Origin of the sequence: Escherichia sp. B1147, assembly GCF_001660175.1 — a bacterium.
Taxonomy (GTDB): Bacteria; Pseudomonadota; Gammaproteobacteria; order Enterobacterales; family Enterobacteriaceae; genus Escherichia; species Escherichia whittamii.
The window spans coordinates 83847-100574 of record NZ_LFHY01000007.1 but is presented as its reverse complement, the minus strand read 5'-3'; the positions used below and the strand labels follow the sequence as shown (position 1 = coordinate 100574).

At 47.1% G+C, this 16728-nt stretch carries 15 protein-coding genes and 1 pseudogene; 7 read left to right on the top strand and 9 right to left on the bottom strand.

Going from position 1 to position 16728, the window contains the following annotated elements; all coding sequences use genetic code 11:
- Positions 1 to 57: 57 nt before the first annotated feature.
- From dbpA to zntB, 3 genes are all read right to left on the bottom strand, one after another.
- Positions 58 to 1431: an ATP-dependent RNA helicase DbpA gene (gene dbpA, locus A9180_RS06865; RefSeq protein WP_064527354.1), complete on the bottom strand. Its 1374-nt coding sequence runs from the start codon at positions 1429 to 1431 to the stop codon at positions 58 to 60.
- Positions 1432 to 1460: 29 nt separating this feature from the next.
- A complete protein-coding gene (gene ynaL / locus A9180_RS24905; RefSeq protein ID WP_064527351.1) occupies positions 1461 to 1634 on the bottom strand; it encodes a protein YnaL in 174 nt (57 codons plus the stop codon).
- A 274-nt stretch (positions 1635 to 1908) separates the two neighbouring features.
- The gene (zntB, locus tag A9180_RS06855) at positions 1909 to 2892 is read right to left on the bottom strand and encodes a zinc transporter ZntB (RefSeq protein WP_064527345.1); all 984 of its coding nucleotides are present in this window, start codon (positions 2890 to 2892) and stop codon (positions 1909 to 1911) included.
- A 256-nt stretch (positions 2893 to 3148) separates the two neighbouring features.
- Between zntB and A9180_RS06850 the strand changes: the two genes are divergently transcribed.
- On the top strand, positions 3149 to 4381 hold the full coding sequence (locus A9180_RS06850; protein ID WP_064527343.1) for a sensor domain-containing diguanylate cyclase: 1233 nt from the start codon (positions 3149 to 3151) through the stop codon (positions 4379 to 4381).
- Positions 4382 to 4411: 30 nt separating this feature from the next.
- On the opposite strand, the gene smrA is transcribed toward A9180_RS06850, so the two are convergent.
- Complete coding sequence (gene smrA / locus A9180_RS06845) at positions 4412 to 4975, bottom strand: DNA endonuclease SmrA (protein ID WP_064527341.1); 564 nt, start codon at positions 4973 to 4975, stop codon at positions 4412 to 4414.
- 653 nt (positions 4976 to 5628) lie between these two features.
- Here smrA and A9180_RS24520 point away from each other — a divergent pair.
- The 4 genes and pseudogenes from A9180_RS24520 to uspE all read left to right on the top strand — a co-directional run.
- Positions 5629 to 5771, top strand: a pseudogene (locus A9180_RS24520) (AbgT family transporter); the annotation flags it as partial.
- A gap of 10 nt (positions 5772 to 5781) precedes the next feature.
- Complete coding sequence (ogt, locus tag A9180_RS06830) at positions 5782 to 6297, top strand: methylated-DNA--[protein]-cysteine S-methyltransferase (protein ID WP_064527339.1); 516 nt, start codon at positions 5782 to 5784, stop codon at positions 6295 to 6297.
- Positions 6298 to 6491: 194 nt separating this feature from the next.
- Positions 6492 to 7244, top strand: coding sequence for a fumarate/nitrate reduction transcriptional regulator Fnr (fnr, locus tag A9180_RS06825; protein ID WP_000611911.1), 753 nt, complete (start codon positions 6492 to 6494; stop codon positions 7242 to 7244).
- 150 nt (positions 7245 to 7394) lie between these two features.
- Complete coding sequence (gene uspE / locus A9180_RS06820; RefSeq protein WP_064527333.1) at positions 7395 to 8345, top strand: universal stress protein UspE; 951 nt, start codon at positions 7395 to 7397, stop codon at positions 8343 to 8345.
- A 50-nt stretch (positions 8346 to 8395) separates the two neighbouring features.
- Here uspE and A9180_RS06815 read toward each other — a convergent pair whose 3' ends face one another.
- On the bottom strand, positions 8396 to 8653 hold the full coding sequence (locus A9180_RS06815) for a DUF2534 family protein (RefSeq protein WP_064527331.1): 258 nt from the start codon (positions 8651 to 8653) through the stop codon (positions 8396 to 8398).
- 243 nt (positions 8654 to 8896) lie between these two features.
- Here A9180_RS06815 and ynaI point away from each other — a divergent pair, with 243 nt between their 5' ends.
- Positions 8897 to 9928, top strand: coding sequence for a low conductance mechanosensitive channel YnaI (gene ynaI, locus A9180_RS06810; RefSeq protein ID WP_064527329.1), 1032 nt, complete (start codon positions 8897 to 8899; stop codon positions 9926 to 9928).
- Positions 9929 to 9985: 57 nt separating this feature from the next.
- On the opposite strand, the gene A9180_RS06805 is transcribed toward ynaI, so the two are convergent.
- From A9180_RS06805 to mppA, 3 genes are all read right to left on the bottom strand, one after another.
- Positions 9986 to 11911 (bottom strand): GH25 family lysozyme, encoded by a 1926-nt coding sequence (locus A9180_RS06805; protein WP_064527327.1) that lies wholly within the window; start codon positions 11909 to 11911, stop codon positions 9986 to 9988.
- Between the two features lie 3 nt (positions 11912 to 11914).
- Positions 11915 to 12901: a glycoside hydrolase family 25 protein gene (locus A9180_RS06800; RefSeq protein WP_064527325.1), complete on the bottom strand. Its 987-nt coding sequence runs from the start codon at positions 12899 to 12901 to the stop codon at positions 11915 to 11917.
- 281 nt (positions 12902 to 13182) lie between these two features.
- The gene (gene mppA, locus A9180_RS06795) at positions 13183 to 14796 is read right to left on the bottom strand and encodes a murein tripeptide ABC transporter substrate-binding protein MppA (protein WP_064527323.1); all 1614 of its coding nucleotides are present in this window, start codon (positions 14794 to 14796) and stop codon (positions 13183 to 13185) included.
- Between the two features lie 182 nt (positions 14797 to 14978).
- Between mppA and mpaA the strand changes: the two genes are divergently transcribed.
- A complete protein-coding gene (mpaA, locus tag A9180_RS06790) occupies positions 14979 to 15707 on the top strand; it encodes a murein tripeptide amidase MpaA (RefSeq protein WP_064527321.1) in 729 nt (242 codons plus the stop codon).
- Here the strand turns inward: mpaA and ycjG are convergent.
- A complete protein-coding gene (ycjG, locus tag A9180_RS06785; RefSeq protein ID WP_064527319.1) occupies positions 15682 to 16647 on the bottom strand; it encodes an L-Ala-D/L-Glu epimerase in 966 nt (321 codons plus the stop codon). The two genes, mpaA and ycjG, sit on opposite strands and share 26 nt — an antisense overlap.
- Positions 16648 to 16728: the final 81 nt, after the last annotated feature.

Below are 16728 nucleotides of genomic sequence, written 5' to 3'. Positions count from 1 at the left end.
TCTTATGTAGGCCGGATAAGACGCGGCCAGCGTCGCATCCGGCAATTCAACATTTCGTTATTTTAACAACCGTACCCGGCACGTTTTCCCTTTAATCTTGCCGCCCTGTAACTGCTTCCATGTCTTATGGGCAACATACTGACGCACTGCGACATAGACATGCGCTGGATGCACGGTGATTTTGCCAATATCTGCGCCATCAAGACCAATATCACCCGTCAACGCACCTAACACATCGCCCGGTCGCATTTTGGCTTTTTTCCCGCCATCGATACACAACGTTGCCATTTCTGCCTCCAGCGGCACAATGTCCCTGCTGGCTGGTGGCGTTTGCCAGTTAAGTTTCATCTGCAACATGTCGGCTATGATATTGGCACGCTGTGCTTCTTCTGGCGCACAGAAACTGATCGCCAGACCACTATTTCCTGCACGCGCCGTACGCCCAATACGATGCACATGAACTTCAGGGTCCCACGCCAGCTCAAAGTTCACCACCAGTTCAAGCGATTTAATATCCAGTCCACGCGCAGCGACATCGGTCGCAACCAGCACGCGGGCGCTACCGTTGGCAAAACGCACCAGAGTCTGGTCGCGGTCACGTTGTTCCAGATCGCCATGTAAAGACAATGCACTTTGCCCTACTTCGTTCAGCGCGTCACACACAGCCTGGCAATCTTTTTTGGTGTTACAAAACACCACACAAGACGATGGCTGATGCACACTTAATAACCGTTGCAACAACGGAATTTTGCCCTTGCTGGATGTCTCATAAAATTGTTGTTCAACAGGCGGCAGAGCATCTGTTGTGTCTATTTCAATCGCCAGGGGATCTCGTTGTACACGACCGCTAATTGCGGCGATCGCTTCCGGCCAGGTAGCAGAGAAGAGAAGCGTCTGGCGAGAAGCAGGAGCAAAACCGATGACGTCATCAATTGCATCGCTAAACCCCATATCCAGCATACGGTCGGCTTCATCCATTACCAACGTATTCAACGCATCTAACGAAACAGTGCCTTTTTGCAGGTGATCCAACAAACGCCCCGGCGTTGCTACGATGATATGCGGCGCGTGTTGCAGTGAATCGCGCTGAATGCCAAACGGCTGACCGCCGCATAAGGTCAAGATTTTGGTATTTGGTAGAAAACGCGCCAACCGACGTAACTCCCCTGCGACTTGATCCGCCAGTTCACGAGTCGGACACAGCACTAAAGCCTGAGTCTGAAACAGCGACGCATCAATTTGCTGTAACAACCCGAGGCCAAATGCCGCAGTTTTTCCGCTGCCGGTTTTCGCCTGCACGCGAACATCTTTTCCGGCAAGGATAGCCGGAAGTGCGGCGGCCTGCACCGGTGTCATGGTTAAGTAACCCAACTCATTAAGGTTAGTGAGCTGGGCGGGAGGCAAAACGTTCAGGGTAGAAAAAGCGGTCACAATCTATTCTCGTGGTCATCAGCGCAAAGTTAGCAGGCGCGTATCCTCGCAGATCTACGCTCACGTTGCGACAATTTAATCGGTTCTTCATCGGGCGGCGGGTCGGGCATAGGTTGTGGACGAGGGATTGGATCGGGAACTGGGACGGGCTCGCCAGGAATCGGTTCAGGGACAGGAATTTGCAAATAAATGAGTGTCATCATATTTCCCTTTAGTCATTGGGTAGACTCTTAAAGGGTAGACGTTGACAGATAACAGGCAAAAAAAAGCCGACTTAGATAAGTCGGCGTCGTACGAATCAATTGTGCTATGCAGTAATTCAAAAAAGGAAGTAAGACAATATGGAGCGCAACGCCCATCGCTTGACGTTGCATTCACCTGCGTGAAAGATATTGCCCTGAATGGGTAGAGAGTTTATTGACTTCGCTCAAACTTTACGGCGTTTTTGTATACAGAAAGTAGACAAATTTTCTTTTGTTACAACCATTTACTACGGTGCAACCATAAAGCAACACCACCAATAAGAACAACTAACAGAATACAAAAAAGCGAAAAACCAAATTGCCATCCTCCACCAGGAATACCGCCGAGGTTAACGCCAAATAACCCAGTTAAAAATGTACTGGGTAAAAAGACCATTGCCATCAATGACATTGTATAAGTACGGCGGGCCAGATTTTCCTGCATCACTTGGGCGATTTCGTCCGCCATCACGCCAGTTCTCGCAATGCACGCGTCAATCTCATCCAGACCGCGCCCAAGACGGTCAGCAATATCCTGCATTCGGCGCCGTTGATCGTCATTCATCCAGGGCAGGCGCTCGCTGGCAAGGCGAGCATAAACATCCCGTTGCGGCGCCATATAGCGACGCATAACAATGAGTTGTTTTCGTAGTAGTGCCAGGAAACCGCGCGGCGGAATTTGTTGATCAAGTAAATTATCTTCTAAGTCGATAATTTTATCGTGCAGTTGCTCTATAAACTCATTGGAGTGATCGGTTAATGCATCACACACATCCACCAGCCAGCCTCCGCAATCGGTCGGGCCGGTCCCCTCTTCCAGATCGCTAACGACATCGTCTAACGCCAGTACTTTACGTTGTCGGGTCGAGACAATGAACCGACCGTCCATATAAACACGCATGGCGACCAGCTGGTCGGGACGTTCATCAGTACTGCCATTAATGCAGCGCAAAGTAATCAACGTCCCTTCGCCAAGACGGCTGACTCTGGGCCGCGTGCTTTCCCCTGCCAGTGCGTCACGCACGTTATTTGGCAGCAATGGTGTCGTAGCCAGCCACTGAGCGCTGTCATGGTGCACATAATTAAGGTGGAGCCAGCAGGGATGCTCTTCATCTATCTCATCTGTATTTTCCAGCGGTTTAACGCCGCCTTTACCATCCAACATCCAGGCAAATACTGCATCCGGTACATTTATGTCCGATCCCTTAATCGTATCCACAGTGCCTCCATTATCAATGCTTTATTTTGTAGTCTAGTCTTCTGGTCATCTTACGCAACATCTCCTCACTCCATTACCCTGAAATGATTAATAAAATCCTGTCAAAACTAAATACAGAAAGCAAAATACTTTTCATGATGAGAAAAGGGGTAAAGTGTTAAATAGCGTCTATCATTATCAGAATTATCTGATCATTTGTCGTGGCATTTTTTCGATCAGATAACAACAGAAAATTGATAAAAATAACGGGATTTCAATGACTACGCACAACTTCAGTACCCTGGACTTATTAACCAGTCCTGTCTGGATCGTTTCACCCTTCGAAGAACGGTTAATTTATGCTAATAGCGCAGCACAACTGTTGATGCAAGAACTCACTTTTAGTCAGCTACGAACCGGCCTCTATTCCGTCTCCTCCCAAAACGAACTACCAAAATATCTCGTAGACCTGCGTAACCAACTCGATATTGTAGAAATTCTCACGGTCAATCGTAATGGTGAAGAGACAGCATTAAGCTGTCGGTTGACCCTTAAAGAGATGAGTGATTATGGGGAAGTGATTATATTTGAAGGAATGGAGACACCCGCGAGTCTGGGCTTAAAAGCCAGCCGCTCTGCAAATTATCAGCGTAAAAAACAAGGGTTTTATGCGCGCTTTTTTCTGACTAACTCCGCGCCAATGCTGTTGATAGATCCCTCGCGTGATGGCCAAATTGTCGACGCCAATGTGGCCGCACTCAATTTCTATGGCTATAACCATGAAACAATCTGTCAGAAACACACCTGGGAAATTAATATTCTTGGGCGCCGTGTGATGCCTGTCATGCATGAAATTTCGCGTTTACCCGGCGGGCATAAACCACTTAACTTTGTCCATAAGCTGGCAGATGGCTCTACTCGTCATGTGCAAACTTATGCCGGGCCAATTGAGATTTATGGCGACAAGTTAATGTTGTGCATCGTGCATGATATTACCGAGCAAAAAAGGCTGGAACAGCAGCTGGAGCACGCTGCTCACCATGACGCATTGACGGGGTTGCTTAACCGCCGACAATTTTATGACATCACCGAGCAAGGCCAGATGCAGCATCTCGCAATCGCTCAGGATTACAGTTTGTTGCTTATCGACACCGATCGTTTTAAGCATATCAATGACCTGTACGGTCACCAGAAAGGTGATGAAGTTTTATGCACACTGGCGCGTACGCTCGAAAGCTGCGCTCGCAAAGGCGATATGGTGTTTCGATGGGGAGGTGAAGAGTTCGTCTTATTATTACCAAGAACTCCGCTGGATACCGCAATTTCTCTCGCTGAAACTATCCGATTGAGCGTGGCAAAAGTGAGTATTTCTGGTTTACCGCGCTTTACGGTCAGCATTGGCGTGGCACATCACGAAGGCAATGAAGGCATCGATGAACTGTTTAAACGCGTAGATGATGCGTTGTATCGGGCGAAAAATGACGGACGCAACCGCGTACTGGCGGCTTGATATTTTCAATAGCGCGGAAGCGTCAATGAATTATCGACTGCGTTTAGCGTGACGCTCCCAGTTTTCTTGTTTCGCCTGCGCTGTTTTACGCAGTGCAACGTAACACGCTCCGCTGCCGCCATGATGCGGTAGCGCGGTGCAATAAGCCTGTACGTCATCAAACTCTGTCAGCCAGCGTGCAACATAACTACGGACAATGTTGGCATGAGATTTATCATCTCTGCCTTTGCCGTGAATGATAAGTACATTGCGCAAACCATCCGCCCGCGCCTGATGAATAAAACTAAACACCATTTTGCGGCACTCTTCTACCGACTGGCGTAGTAAATTCAGGCTAGCCTGTTGCGGATATTTGCCGCTGCGTAGCTTATCGAGCACCCCATGTTGTAAGCCTTCCCGACGAAACTCCAGTGGCTGATTTAGCGGGATAATATCGAGAAATCCCGTGGTGAGGAAATTATCAAGTTGCAGCGTGTCTATACGCTGCGGCGCACGTTGGTTACGCACAGGATGCCAGTGGACATCAGTAGCGCGTTTCAGTGGTTGGACATCTTCCATGGCGTCAAGAAACAGCGATTTGTCGTCAAGGTTCATGTAACCTCCTATGTACCTTCGCACGTCGTGATTCAGACGGGTTAATCGTTCATACATCTGATACTTGCTGCATCGTTCACTTCGTAAGTTGAAACAACATTTTGCTCCATACCGGCAAGTGTCCCCCGCAGGCGGGGCATTTTATACCAGCCAGGTTGCAGTATCGAACAGTTTAGGCCGGGAGTGAGCCTGCACAGGCCCTAATTAAGGCGACTTGTCCATCACAGAACCAATATATGATGAAGGTAATTCGTTGCACTTCGCCTGAAATATACTTAAGCAAGTCATTCGACAATATGTTCAAACGCCGCACAGGTTAATCACCCGCTAAATTCACCAGTCGATTAACGATGCATGATTATTCAATCACGAGATGAACGGTTTAACTTATATTTTCGTGAAATCTGTCACTGAAGAAAATTGGCAACTGATGGGCAAAACCGTTATAACACTGTCACCGGCTGACAGGAAACAGGCCGGATTCAAGACGCGGATGCACTGCTGTGTGTACTGTAGAGTCTGGCGGATGTCGACAGACTCTATTTTTTATTCATTTGTTTGCATTGCAGAAAACTACATTTTCGCCGGTGTCGGGAGAAGTAACGAAGCGGCAGACGCATTTAGCCCGGAAATCCACTTCAGCACTATCGATAAAACCGGAAGCGAATCCAGGTACCTACTATTCATTAGTCTTACCGTACCCTCTTATCTTCTTGTGGTATGGCTGCTAATGTTGCTTGCGTGGTATCTTGTCGGTCAGCTGATTAGTCCGGGGGTTTACCCACATTTATCTTAAGAGAGAACGGATGCTGAGATTACTTGAAGAAAAAATTGCCACGCCACTGGGTCCTCTATGGATTATTTGCGATGAACAATTTCGTCTGCGGGCGGTTGAGTGGGAAGAGTATAGCGATCGCATGGTGCAACTGTTGGACATCCATTATCGCAAAGAAGGTTATGAGCGTATTTCTGCCACCAATCCCGGTGGGTTAAGCGATAAACTTCGTGATTATTTTGCCGGTAATCTAAGCATTATTGATTCCCTACCCACTGCCACCGGCGGCACGCCATTTCAGCGGGAAGTATGGAAAACGCTACGCACTATCCCGTGTGGACAGGTAATGCATTACGGTCAACTGGCAGAACAACTAGGCCGCCCAGGGGCCGCGCGTGCCGTCGGCGCAGCCAACGGTGCAAACCCGATCAGTATTGTAGTGCCTTGCCACCGGGTCATTGGCCGAAACGGCACAATGACAGGATATGCAGGCGGAGTGCAGCGAAAAGAGTGGTTATTGCGCCATGAAGGTTATCTTTTACTGTAAACATTAAGCAATTTGTGCCTGCTTGTTCACACTTTTACGTAAAGTCATCATTAACAATCTAAGGTTTTTCAATTAGATAGGTATAAATTTACATCTATTATCGGAATTCTCTGCTGTTAAGGTTTGCTTAGACTTACTTGCTCCCTAAAAAGATGTTAAAATTGACAAATATCAATTACGGCTTGAGCAGACCTATGATCCCGGAAAAGCGAATTATACGGCGCATTCAGTCTGGCGGTTGTGCTATCCATTGCCAGGATTGCAGCATCAGTCAGCTTTGCATCCCGTTCACACTCAACGAACATGAGCTTGATCAGCTTGATAATATCATCGAGCGAAAGAAGCCTATTCAGAAAGGCCAGACGCTGTTTAAGGCTGGTGATGAACTTAAATCGCTTTATGCCATCCGCTCCGGTACGATTAAAAGTTATACCATTACAGAGCAAGGCGACGAGCAAATCACTGGCTTTCATTTAGCAGGCGATCTGGTGGGTTTCGATGCCATAGGCAGCGGTCATCATCCAAGCTTCGCCCAGGCACTTGAAACCTCGATGGTGTGTGAAATTCCATTCGAAACGCTGGACGATCTGTCTGGTAAAATGCCAAATCTGCGCCAACAGATGATGCGTCTGATGAGCGGCGAAATTAAAGGCGATCAGGACATGATCCTGCTGTTGTCGAAGAAAAATGCCGAAGAACGTCTGGCTGCATTTATCTACAATCTGTCCCGTCGTTTTGCCCAACGCGGCTTCTCCCCTCGTGAATTCCGCCTGACGATGACTCGTGGCGATATCGGTAACTATCTGGGCCTGACGGTAGAAACCATCAGCCGTCTGCTGGGGCGCTTCCAGAAAAGCGGCATGCTGGCAGTCAAAGGTAAATATATCACCATCGAAAATAACGATGCGCTGGCCCAACTAGCCGGTCATACACGCAACGTCGCCTGATTTTTCCGCATAACTCACTATCCTTCTGTCATATCATTAAATTTTTCTCATTTATTGATCTGGCAGAAGGTTCATCACTGTTTCATTCACCAGATCTGGGTTACTCTTTTAATACAAACTGCATTGACAGTTGTTGTAAGGAGACTCTGTATGGCTATGTATCAGAACATGCTTGTTGTTATCGATCCTAACCAGGACGATCAACCCGCATTACGGCGAGCTGTTTATTTGCATCAACGGATTGGTGGCAAAATTAAAGCCTTTTTGCCTATTTATGACTTCTCATACGAGATGACTACCCTGCTCTCACCCGACGAGCGGACCGCCATGCGTCAGGGCGTCATTAGTCAGCGTACTGCGTGGATCCACGAGCAGGCGAAATACTATCTTAACGCTGGCGTTCCCATTGAAATTAAAGTGGTCTGGCATAACCGCCCTTTCGAAGCCATCATTCAGGAAGTACTTAGCGGTGGGCACGATCTGGTGCTAAAAATGGCGCACCAACATGACCGCCTGGAAGCGGTGATTTTTACTCCAACAGACTGGCATCTGTTACGCAAATGCCCAAGCCCGGTGTGGATGGTGAAAGACCAGCCGTGGCCGGAAGGAGGTAAGGCGCTGGTGGCGGTCAATCTCGCCAGCGAAGAGCCGTATCATAATGCGCTCAATGAAAAACTGGTGAAAGAGACGATCGAGCTGGCGGACCAGGTCAACCACACCGAGGTACATCTGGTTGGAGCTTATCCAGTAACCCCCATCAATATTGCGATTGAACTGCCGGAATTTGATCCAAGCGTTTATAACGATGCTATTCGCGGGCAACATTTACTGGCAATGAAAGCCCTGCGGCAGAAATTCGGCATTGACGAGAAAATGACGCATGTCGAAAAAGGTCTGCCGGAAGAAGTGATTCCCGATTTAGCGGAGCATTTACAGGCAGGCATTGTGGTTCTGGGAACCGTAGGACGTACTGGTATTTCTGCAGCATTCCTTGGCAATACGGCGGAACAAGTGATTGATCATCTTCGCTGCGACCTGCTGGTGATTAAACCCGACCAATACCAGACACCTGTCGAACTGGATGACGAAGACGACGATTAATCGTTCGTCACCTGCTTTCAAGGCCCGTAGTTACGGGCCTTTTCTTTTACTTACTTGTCCTCTCCACCGAGGAAATAGATACCCAGCGGGATTGCCAGTAACACGGTAAAGACCAGGCTATAGACAAAAATCATTGACGACTGAATCACATACATTGATGTCGTCCATTCGGACAGCGGGATATTGTATTGTTCAATAACACCACCAATAGTCGCGCGAGTCACTACCGACGCCGCAATAATGAAAACCGCCAACAAACCTACGAGAAACTTTCTTCCCTTCGCTGACTTCAGTTTCGCCATGATCATAATGTAATCCTTTTGCAGACAAACTCTTTGTTACTTGCGTGTAACAATACCATGACATTTTGACGTTGTCTGCTCTGAAAGAAATAGATTGTCGCGTAACATATCATCAACTCGTTGATAAATTCGCTAATGTTGCTACTTCCTTCCCTGTCTATTGATGATATGCATGAATTATCGCGATAAAATAACCCCGCCAGGGGTTTCCGGCATGACGTCAACAATCTGGAGGAGCCTGATAAAACAATGATCGCTGAACTGTTTACAAATAATGCGCTTAATCTGGTCATTATTTTCGGTAGCTGCGCAGCATTGATTCTTATGAGCTTTTGGTTTCGCCGTGGAAATCATAACAGAAAAGGATTCTTATTCCACGCAGTGCAATTTTTAATCTACACCATAATTATCAGTGCTGTCGGTAGCATCATTAATTATGTCATTGAAAACTACAAACTCAAATTTATCACCCCGGACGCTATTGATTTTATCTGTACGTCCCTGATAGCGCTTATCCTGACGGTTAAGTTATTCCTTCTAATCAATCAGTTTGAAAAACAGCAGATTAAAAAAGGCCGCGATATTACCAGTGCACGGATTATGTCGCGGATCATCAAAATCAGCATCATCGTCGTCATTGTTCTGCTCTATGGCGAACATTTCGGCATGAGCCTTTCTGGCTTGCTGACTTTTGGTGGAATTGGTGGTCTTGCAGTGGGTATGGCCGGTAAGGATATTCTGAGCAACTTCTTTTCCGGCATTATGCTCTACTTTGATCGCCCCTTTAGCATTGGCGACTGGATCCGTTCTCCTGACAGAAATATCGAAGGAACGGTGGCAGAAATTGGCTGGCGAATGACTAAAATCACCACATTTGATCATCGTCCGCTGTATGTGCCGAACTCGCTGTTTTCGTCTATCAGCGTAGAAAACCCCGGTCGAATGACCAACCGTCGTATTACTACGACCATTGGTTTACGTTATGAAGATGCGGCTAAAGTGGGCGCTATTGTCGAAGCGGTACGCGAAATGCTTAATAATCATCCCGCCATCGACCAGCGGCAAACTCTATTGGTTTATTTCAACCAATTTGCCGATTCATCGCTAAATATTATGGTTTATTGCTTTACTAAAACCACGGTTTGGGCCGAATGGCTTGCCGCCCAGCAGGACGTATATTTGAAAATTATCGATATTGTACAGTCGCATGGCGCGGACTTTGCCTTCCCCAGCCAGACGTTGTATATGGAGAATAACACACTACCAGAACAGGTGAAGTAACAACCCGCAGAAACTGGATGGCGATATGCTTATTCGCCATCCAGTCTTATTTATTATTCAATTAACAGCGGCCAGCGCGACATTATTCTCGCCAGCTTTAAACTGAGCATATTGTTCCTCAGTACCAAAGAAAACTTCCGACTCTGTACTGTGACCGATCCCCGGCACCGTTTCATTCCCTGAATATTGCCAAAGTGTCCAGGGATTACGCCCTTCAAGCTTCACACCAGCTTGTCCCCAATACCCCATCCACACCATATACTGCTCGAATCGGCTATCCATGAAATGTGACAGGTTATTATGATTACCATACAATATGGGCGTTTTATGATAATTCTTGTAGATTAAATCGGCAAAACGCAAAATATCATTACGTGCATTAGACATTCCCGATTTTTTAAAGCAGTTTAATTGAGTTGTATCTTCACCTTCAGGATTTACCAATAAAATGCCGGGCGGCAACATTTTCGGGTCTGCGGGCAGGAGACTTTTTGCCGTTTCCAATTGCGCCTCAGGTGTGCGACAAAAATCAAATTTGAAATAACCTCCACGGTCAAATTTGGAATCTGCTAATTGTTTCCAGTGAGACTTAAATGATGAATCGGGACCTCTCCAGCCAACCACTCTCGCATACACAAAACGCGCAAACGATTTTTCCTGGAATAATTTCCAGTCTATTTCACCATCGTTAGAAGAAATATCATGCCCGTGAATCGGGTAAATTTCTGGCGTTTTAAAAATACGAATGTCAGGACGGTTGGGAATTGCACTTACGGGGCCATAAGGAATCTCAATCGATTTATTATCTTTTTCCTGATTATCTGCGGGAACAGGGGCTGACTTATCAATCGAGAATGAGGCCACATCAATATTCGTAAACTCCCCTGCTTTACCCGCAGCCAACTGAGTCTTATTATCCAGACGACTTGCCGCAGGTTCATTGATGAAGAAGAATCCCCCAGGCCCCGCGGGCATTTCTGTTGCACCTATCCAGGCATCGCTTAAATGTAATCCCTTACCTTGTTCATCCAGTTTTTCATTAATATCTGAATATTGATCATTAACATAGATAAATAAACTCAACGTTCTGGTTATTCCTGCATAGTATTCCTTTTTTCCATCTACCTTTACCATATACGACTTACCAAAACGTTCGTCGGCAACACCATTCGTTACTCCTTTGATAATTGTATCGAAAAAGACACTACCGCGCTTTGCCTCCAGTGAGTAAACCTCTGTTTTATCATCGCCGGCAGCTATTGCATACGCACCAGGATTAGTGTACGAGTTAGAATTACCCGCTCCGATAGTCATGCCATACAAGCCAGAACCAAAGCAAGCATTGACTAAAGTCAGAACATGGAAATAACGCTTTGCCAGAATATTAATTTGTGTGTTCAGAGCTGGCATTTCATACATGCCTTTTGAACCATCAATATCCGTAGCGTTGCTCAATACAAACGCAGGTGCTTTATCAGAATTACCATTTTGAGTGCCAAAACGACCATGGCCTGAATAAGCAATTAACAAGCGAGCTTTCTTATCAAACATCGTCCCTCTGGCAGGTAAATACTCCTTTAAAAAATAATTAATATTATCTAATGAAGCTTCCTGATCTCTCAGTAAAATAACCTCATCAAACTTCTGTCCGTTGATAAGAAAATCAGCCATTCTTTGGCCATCCACCGCGGCTGCCGGAATATCTGCATGTAATAGTGGATATTTTGAAATTGCAATAATCAACCCGATGGAGCGAGTTTTCGCTGCATCCTGATCGGGTATTTTTAACGCATCACTGATCCGGATATCCAGTTTCCCTGGGTTCTCTGGCCCATAGTGGACAAAAAAATGACAATATTCATCAGGGACCATTGCCCCATTTTTGCAAATGTCATCTGCGCGGACATCAGTCATCCCCAGTGATATTCCTGCAATTAACAGCCCCAGGACCGTTTTACATAAATTTGGCCATCGCATGTTCATGATTTAAAACTCCTGCACACCCAGAGTGGAATAAAACTCAGCGGTCGGGCCCTTGTATATACTGGCATCGAATTTCTTACTTGATCCCAAATTAAGCTGCGCAGCATCAGTAAACTGCCAGATTGCCCATTTTGTCTGGTTAATTGAACGCGGCGTTTCGCTGGCCTGTGCCTGATTAGAATAATCAGCCAGCCACAGATTATGTTCTGCAACCTGGGCAAAACTTTTTTCTCCTCCGACGGCATCTTTCCACCACGCACGCGCAGTGTAGATAACCGGTTTACGCCCTAAATCGGCTTCTACCTGCGCGGTGAATGCTTTGATCATCGTGATTATTTCAGTGGGTTTACGCTTCTGCCAGCGGTCCTTACCCGTTGATGAATCTACATCCCACTCAACATCCACCGCCGGTGGCATATCTGTCGCCCTTAACCCACCGTTGGCTTTAATAACTTTAACAAACGTCATTGCCTGCTTGCGTCCCCACAATTCCGCGTCGTCTGCCGGTGTGCCACTGGAAAGAAAGTGGTAGGCCCCACGGTGAAGTTTTATCCCTCGCTCAGTATCTCCAGCCCGCTGCCAAAAACCGGCGAATTCAGGATCAACATAACGCGTTCCTTGACTGGACTTCATATACAAGAACACAGACTTATTTTTTGCCAACAGTTCGATCGGGAAGTTTTTACCGTTATGATGGCTGATATCCACTCCAAATAAAGAACTGGGTCGTGGTTGATTCAATACCGAATCGTAAGCGACATCAGCCGGAAATTTAAAATATTTTTTTACAGCAAAGGAATCAAACTCTTTATCACGAGAAGGATCCGATTCCAGTATTTTTACAAACAATTCTTGTCGAGAGAGATCATTCGTTAAGTTTTCCAGCCCCAACGACGTGGCATCGGGCAGTGATTCTGCGGCCAGACTTAAAGAAGGATAATGAAGGAGTAATAACGAGATAACTAAAGGAATAGCTAAGGATTTTTTCATTTCACCACCCCATTTTAGCTGTGTGTCTGTTTGCGAATGAAAATTTTCACAAGGAAAGCAATACGTCTTGCGTTGTAAAGAAAAGTAAAGCACAGCTTATATTGGGAGTATGTAATACACCTTTCAAATAAAATATTTGATTATTATTTATGCTGAACATTGGCAGAAAAAATCAAATAATTATCTTGGGAGTGCTTTTTTATAGGGGGGATTTTAAAAAAGAAGGTATTTTATCGGGGTTGTTAAATCTGACGCGCATAAACGCGCCAGATGACATCATATTAATGCTTCACAATATACATTGTGCGGCTATAGGCCACATCTTCCGGGTTATTAATTGGATAACCTTTCAACCACGGTTTGATTAATCGCCCATTGGTATACTGGTAAATCGGTGCTATAGGCGCTTGTTCTATGAGAATTTTCTCTGCCGCGTTGTAATCGGCATTGCGCGCTTCAACGGTATTTTCAGTCGATGCCTGGGCCAGCACTTTATCGTATGCCGGATTATTAAACCGTGAAATATTTCCCGAGTGCGTTGACGTTAACAGCGTCAGGAAAGTAGACGGTTCATTATAGTCCCCAACCCATGATGCGCGGATAACATCAAAATTACCGGTGTTACGACTATCGATATAGGTTTTCCATTCCTGATTCTGCAATTTGACATCCACACCAAGATTCTTTTTCCACATCGACGCTACGGCAATCGCAATTTTCTGATGGTTTTCTGAAGTGTTATACAACAGCGTCAGTTTCAACGGCTTCTGGGGTCCATAACCGGCAGCGCTTAACAATGTTTTCGCCTGGGCGTTCAGTTCTTCCTGACTCATTTGTTCAAACGGCGAAGGTTCCGGCGTAAATCCAGCGGTAACATCTGGCGTAAAATGCCATGCTGGTTTTTCACCAGTACCCAATACTTTTTCCGTCATCAGGCGGCGATCAATCGTCATACTTAATGCCAGACGGACGCGTTGATCTGCCGTCGGCCCTTTTTGCGTATTGAAGGCATAATAATAAGTCCCCAACTGCGGCGGCGTATAAACCTGTCCAGGAATATCCTTCAACAGCTTTTGATACATATTTTTCGGGAAGGATTCAGTGATATCAATGTCACCTGCAAGATAACGTTTCGTGGCAGCGGACTCCTGATTAATCGGCAGGAAAGTCACTTTTTGCAGCACCGTTTTTGCGTTATCCCAATAATGGGTATTCGGTACAACCACCAGCTTTTCATTCACCACGCGTTCTTTAAGCACATATGCGCCGTTGCCGATAAGTTTCCCCGGTTTCGTCCAATCTTTACCGCTTTCAACGTTGGCTTTCTGCACCGGGAAGAAGGCAAAATTGGCCGTCAAATTAACAAACCACGGTAATGGTTTATCAAGCTGGATTTTCAGGGTATGGGTATCAACGGCAGTGACGCCAAGTTGGTCAGGAGTGGCTTTACCATCAATAATCGCCTGAGCGTTGTTTATCCCCGCCAACGCGGCAAACCAGGCAAATGGAGACAACGTTTTCGGGTCTACCAGACGTTGCCAGCTATAGACAAAATCCTGCGCTGTAACCGGTGTGCCATCTGCCCATTTAGCATCATCGCGCAGAGTAAAGGTCCAGATACGGTTGTCATTGCTTTTCCACTGGGTGGCGACGCCGGGGACAATCTCCCCTTTTTCGTTCTGATTCACGAGTCCTTCAAACAAATCGCGAATCACCTGAATTTCCGGCAAACCAACCGCTTTCGCGGGATCCAATGATGCAGGTTCATCCTTAATATGACGCACCAGCTCCTGCTTGTCTGCCAGTACTGTGCCGCTCGGAACATCAGCAGCATACGAAAGAGAAATGCTGCTGACTAACAGCGCACAACAAGTTACTGAAACAGCGTGCTTCATAAGTTACCCTCAAACCGACGTTAATATTGATGCGTAATTATTTGTTTCTCCTTGAAGAAATGCAAATAACTTCCGGTAAAAAAGTGATAAAAGATCGATGACATATCGTTGTCGAAAAGGATTTGATAATCCACAAAATTTGCACAACACTGCCTGTAATACTTCTAATGTCAGAGACGATTATGACCGTGACCCGCCCACGCGCCGAACGGGGCGCTTTCCCCCCAGGAACTGAACATTACGGACGTTCATTATTGGGTGCGCCGCTGCTCTGGTTTCCGGCCCATGCAGCCAGCAGCGAAAGTGGTTTGATTCTTGCAGGTACCCATGGCGATGAGAATTCTTCCGTCGTTGCCCTCTCCTGCGCATTACGCACATTAACACCGTCTCTGCGCCGCCATCATGTTGTGCTCTGTGTGAATCCCGACGGTTGCCAGTTGGGTCTACGGGCCAATGCCAATGGCGTGGATTTAAACAGGAACTTTCCCGCCGCCAACTGGAAGGAAGGAGAAACGGTATATCGCTGGAACAGTGCCGCCGAAGAGCGCGACGTTGTCTTGCTGACCGGAGATAAACCCGGCTCCGAACCTGAAACCCAGGCGTTATGCCAACTCATTCACCGCATTCAACCCGCCTGGGTCGTCTCGTTCCACGATCCGCTGGCGTGTATTGAAGATCCCAGACACAGTGAATTAGGTGAATGGCTGGCCCAGGCATTTGAATTACCGCTGGTAACCAGCGTCGGCTACGACACACCCGGTTCCTTTGGCAGTTGGTGTGCTGATCTGAACTTGCACTGTATCACTGCCGAGTTTCCGCCCATCTCCGCCGATGAAGCCAGCGAAAAATATCTTTTTGCGATGGCGAATTTACTGCGTTGGCATCCTAAAGATGCAATTCGCCGGTCGTAAACTGGAGAGCCGGTTCCACATCTACCGCCAGCCAGGTCGGCCCGTCGAGATCGGCGAAGCTGACCTGCGGCACCAACGGTAACGCCGCGCTAATGGCGCGTGAGGTGCATAACATGCAGCCCAACATCAGGCTGAAACCTTGTGCACGCGCTTCTGTTGCCAGCGCCAATGCTTCCGTCAGGCCACCGGTTTTATCAAGCTTGATATTAACCATCTCATAGCGCCCTTTCAGCGCCTTCAGGTTGCTGCGGGTGTGACAACTTTCATCTGCGCAAATGGGTAATGGATGAACAAAATTCTCCAGCGCCGCATCGTCCTGAGCCGGAAGCGGTTGCTCCAGCATTGCGACGCCTAAATCGGCCAGCAACTGGCATCGCGCCGCCAGTCCTTCCGCACGCCAGGATTCATTGGCATCAACAATTAACGTCGCATCCGGTACTGCCGCGCGAATCGCCACCATCCGCTCGCTGATAAGATGATTATCCAGCTTCACTTTTAGCAATTTAGCACCAGCCTGCCATAATGCTGCGGCACTGCCTGCCATCTGATCCGGCGTACCGATCACGACGGTCTGCGCAGTGGTGATCGTTTCAGGAAGATATATACCGATAAGTTCAGTCAGCGTCTGTTGCTGTTGTCGTGCGGCAAGATCCCACAGTGCACAATCCAGCGCATTACGCGCCGCACCCGCAGGCAGAACTTTTTGCAACTCTGCGCGCGTCAGCCCTTTTTCCAGTTGTGGGACCACACTCATTATTTGCGCCATAACTGAGGCATCACTTTCGCCATAGCGCGGATAAGGCGTACATTCTCCCGTACCTTTGACGCCTTCTTCTTCCAGTTCAACCACCACAACGCGCGCTTCACTGCGGCTTCCTCGCGCAATAACAAACGGGGTATGTAACGGCCAGGCTTCCTCAAATACCTTAACGGTTCTCATCTTTACTCCTTGTTGCCGCGGTGGTCTGCGGATTAAGCGCAAATAGCGATTGCTGTGTTATTGACAGTTAGCATAAACTAG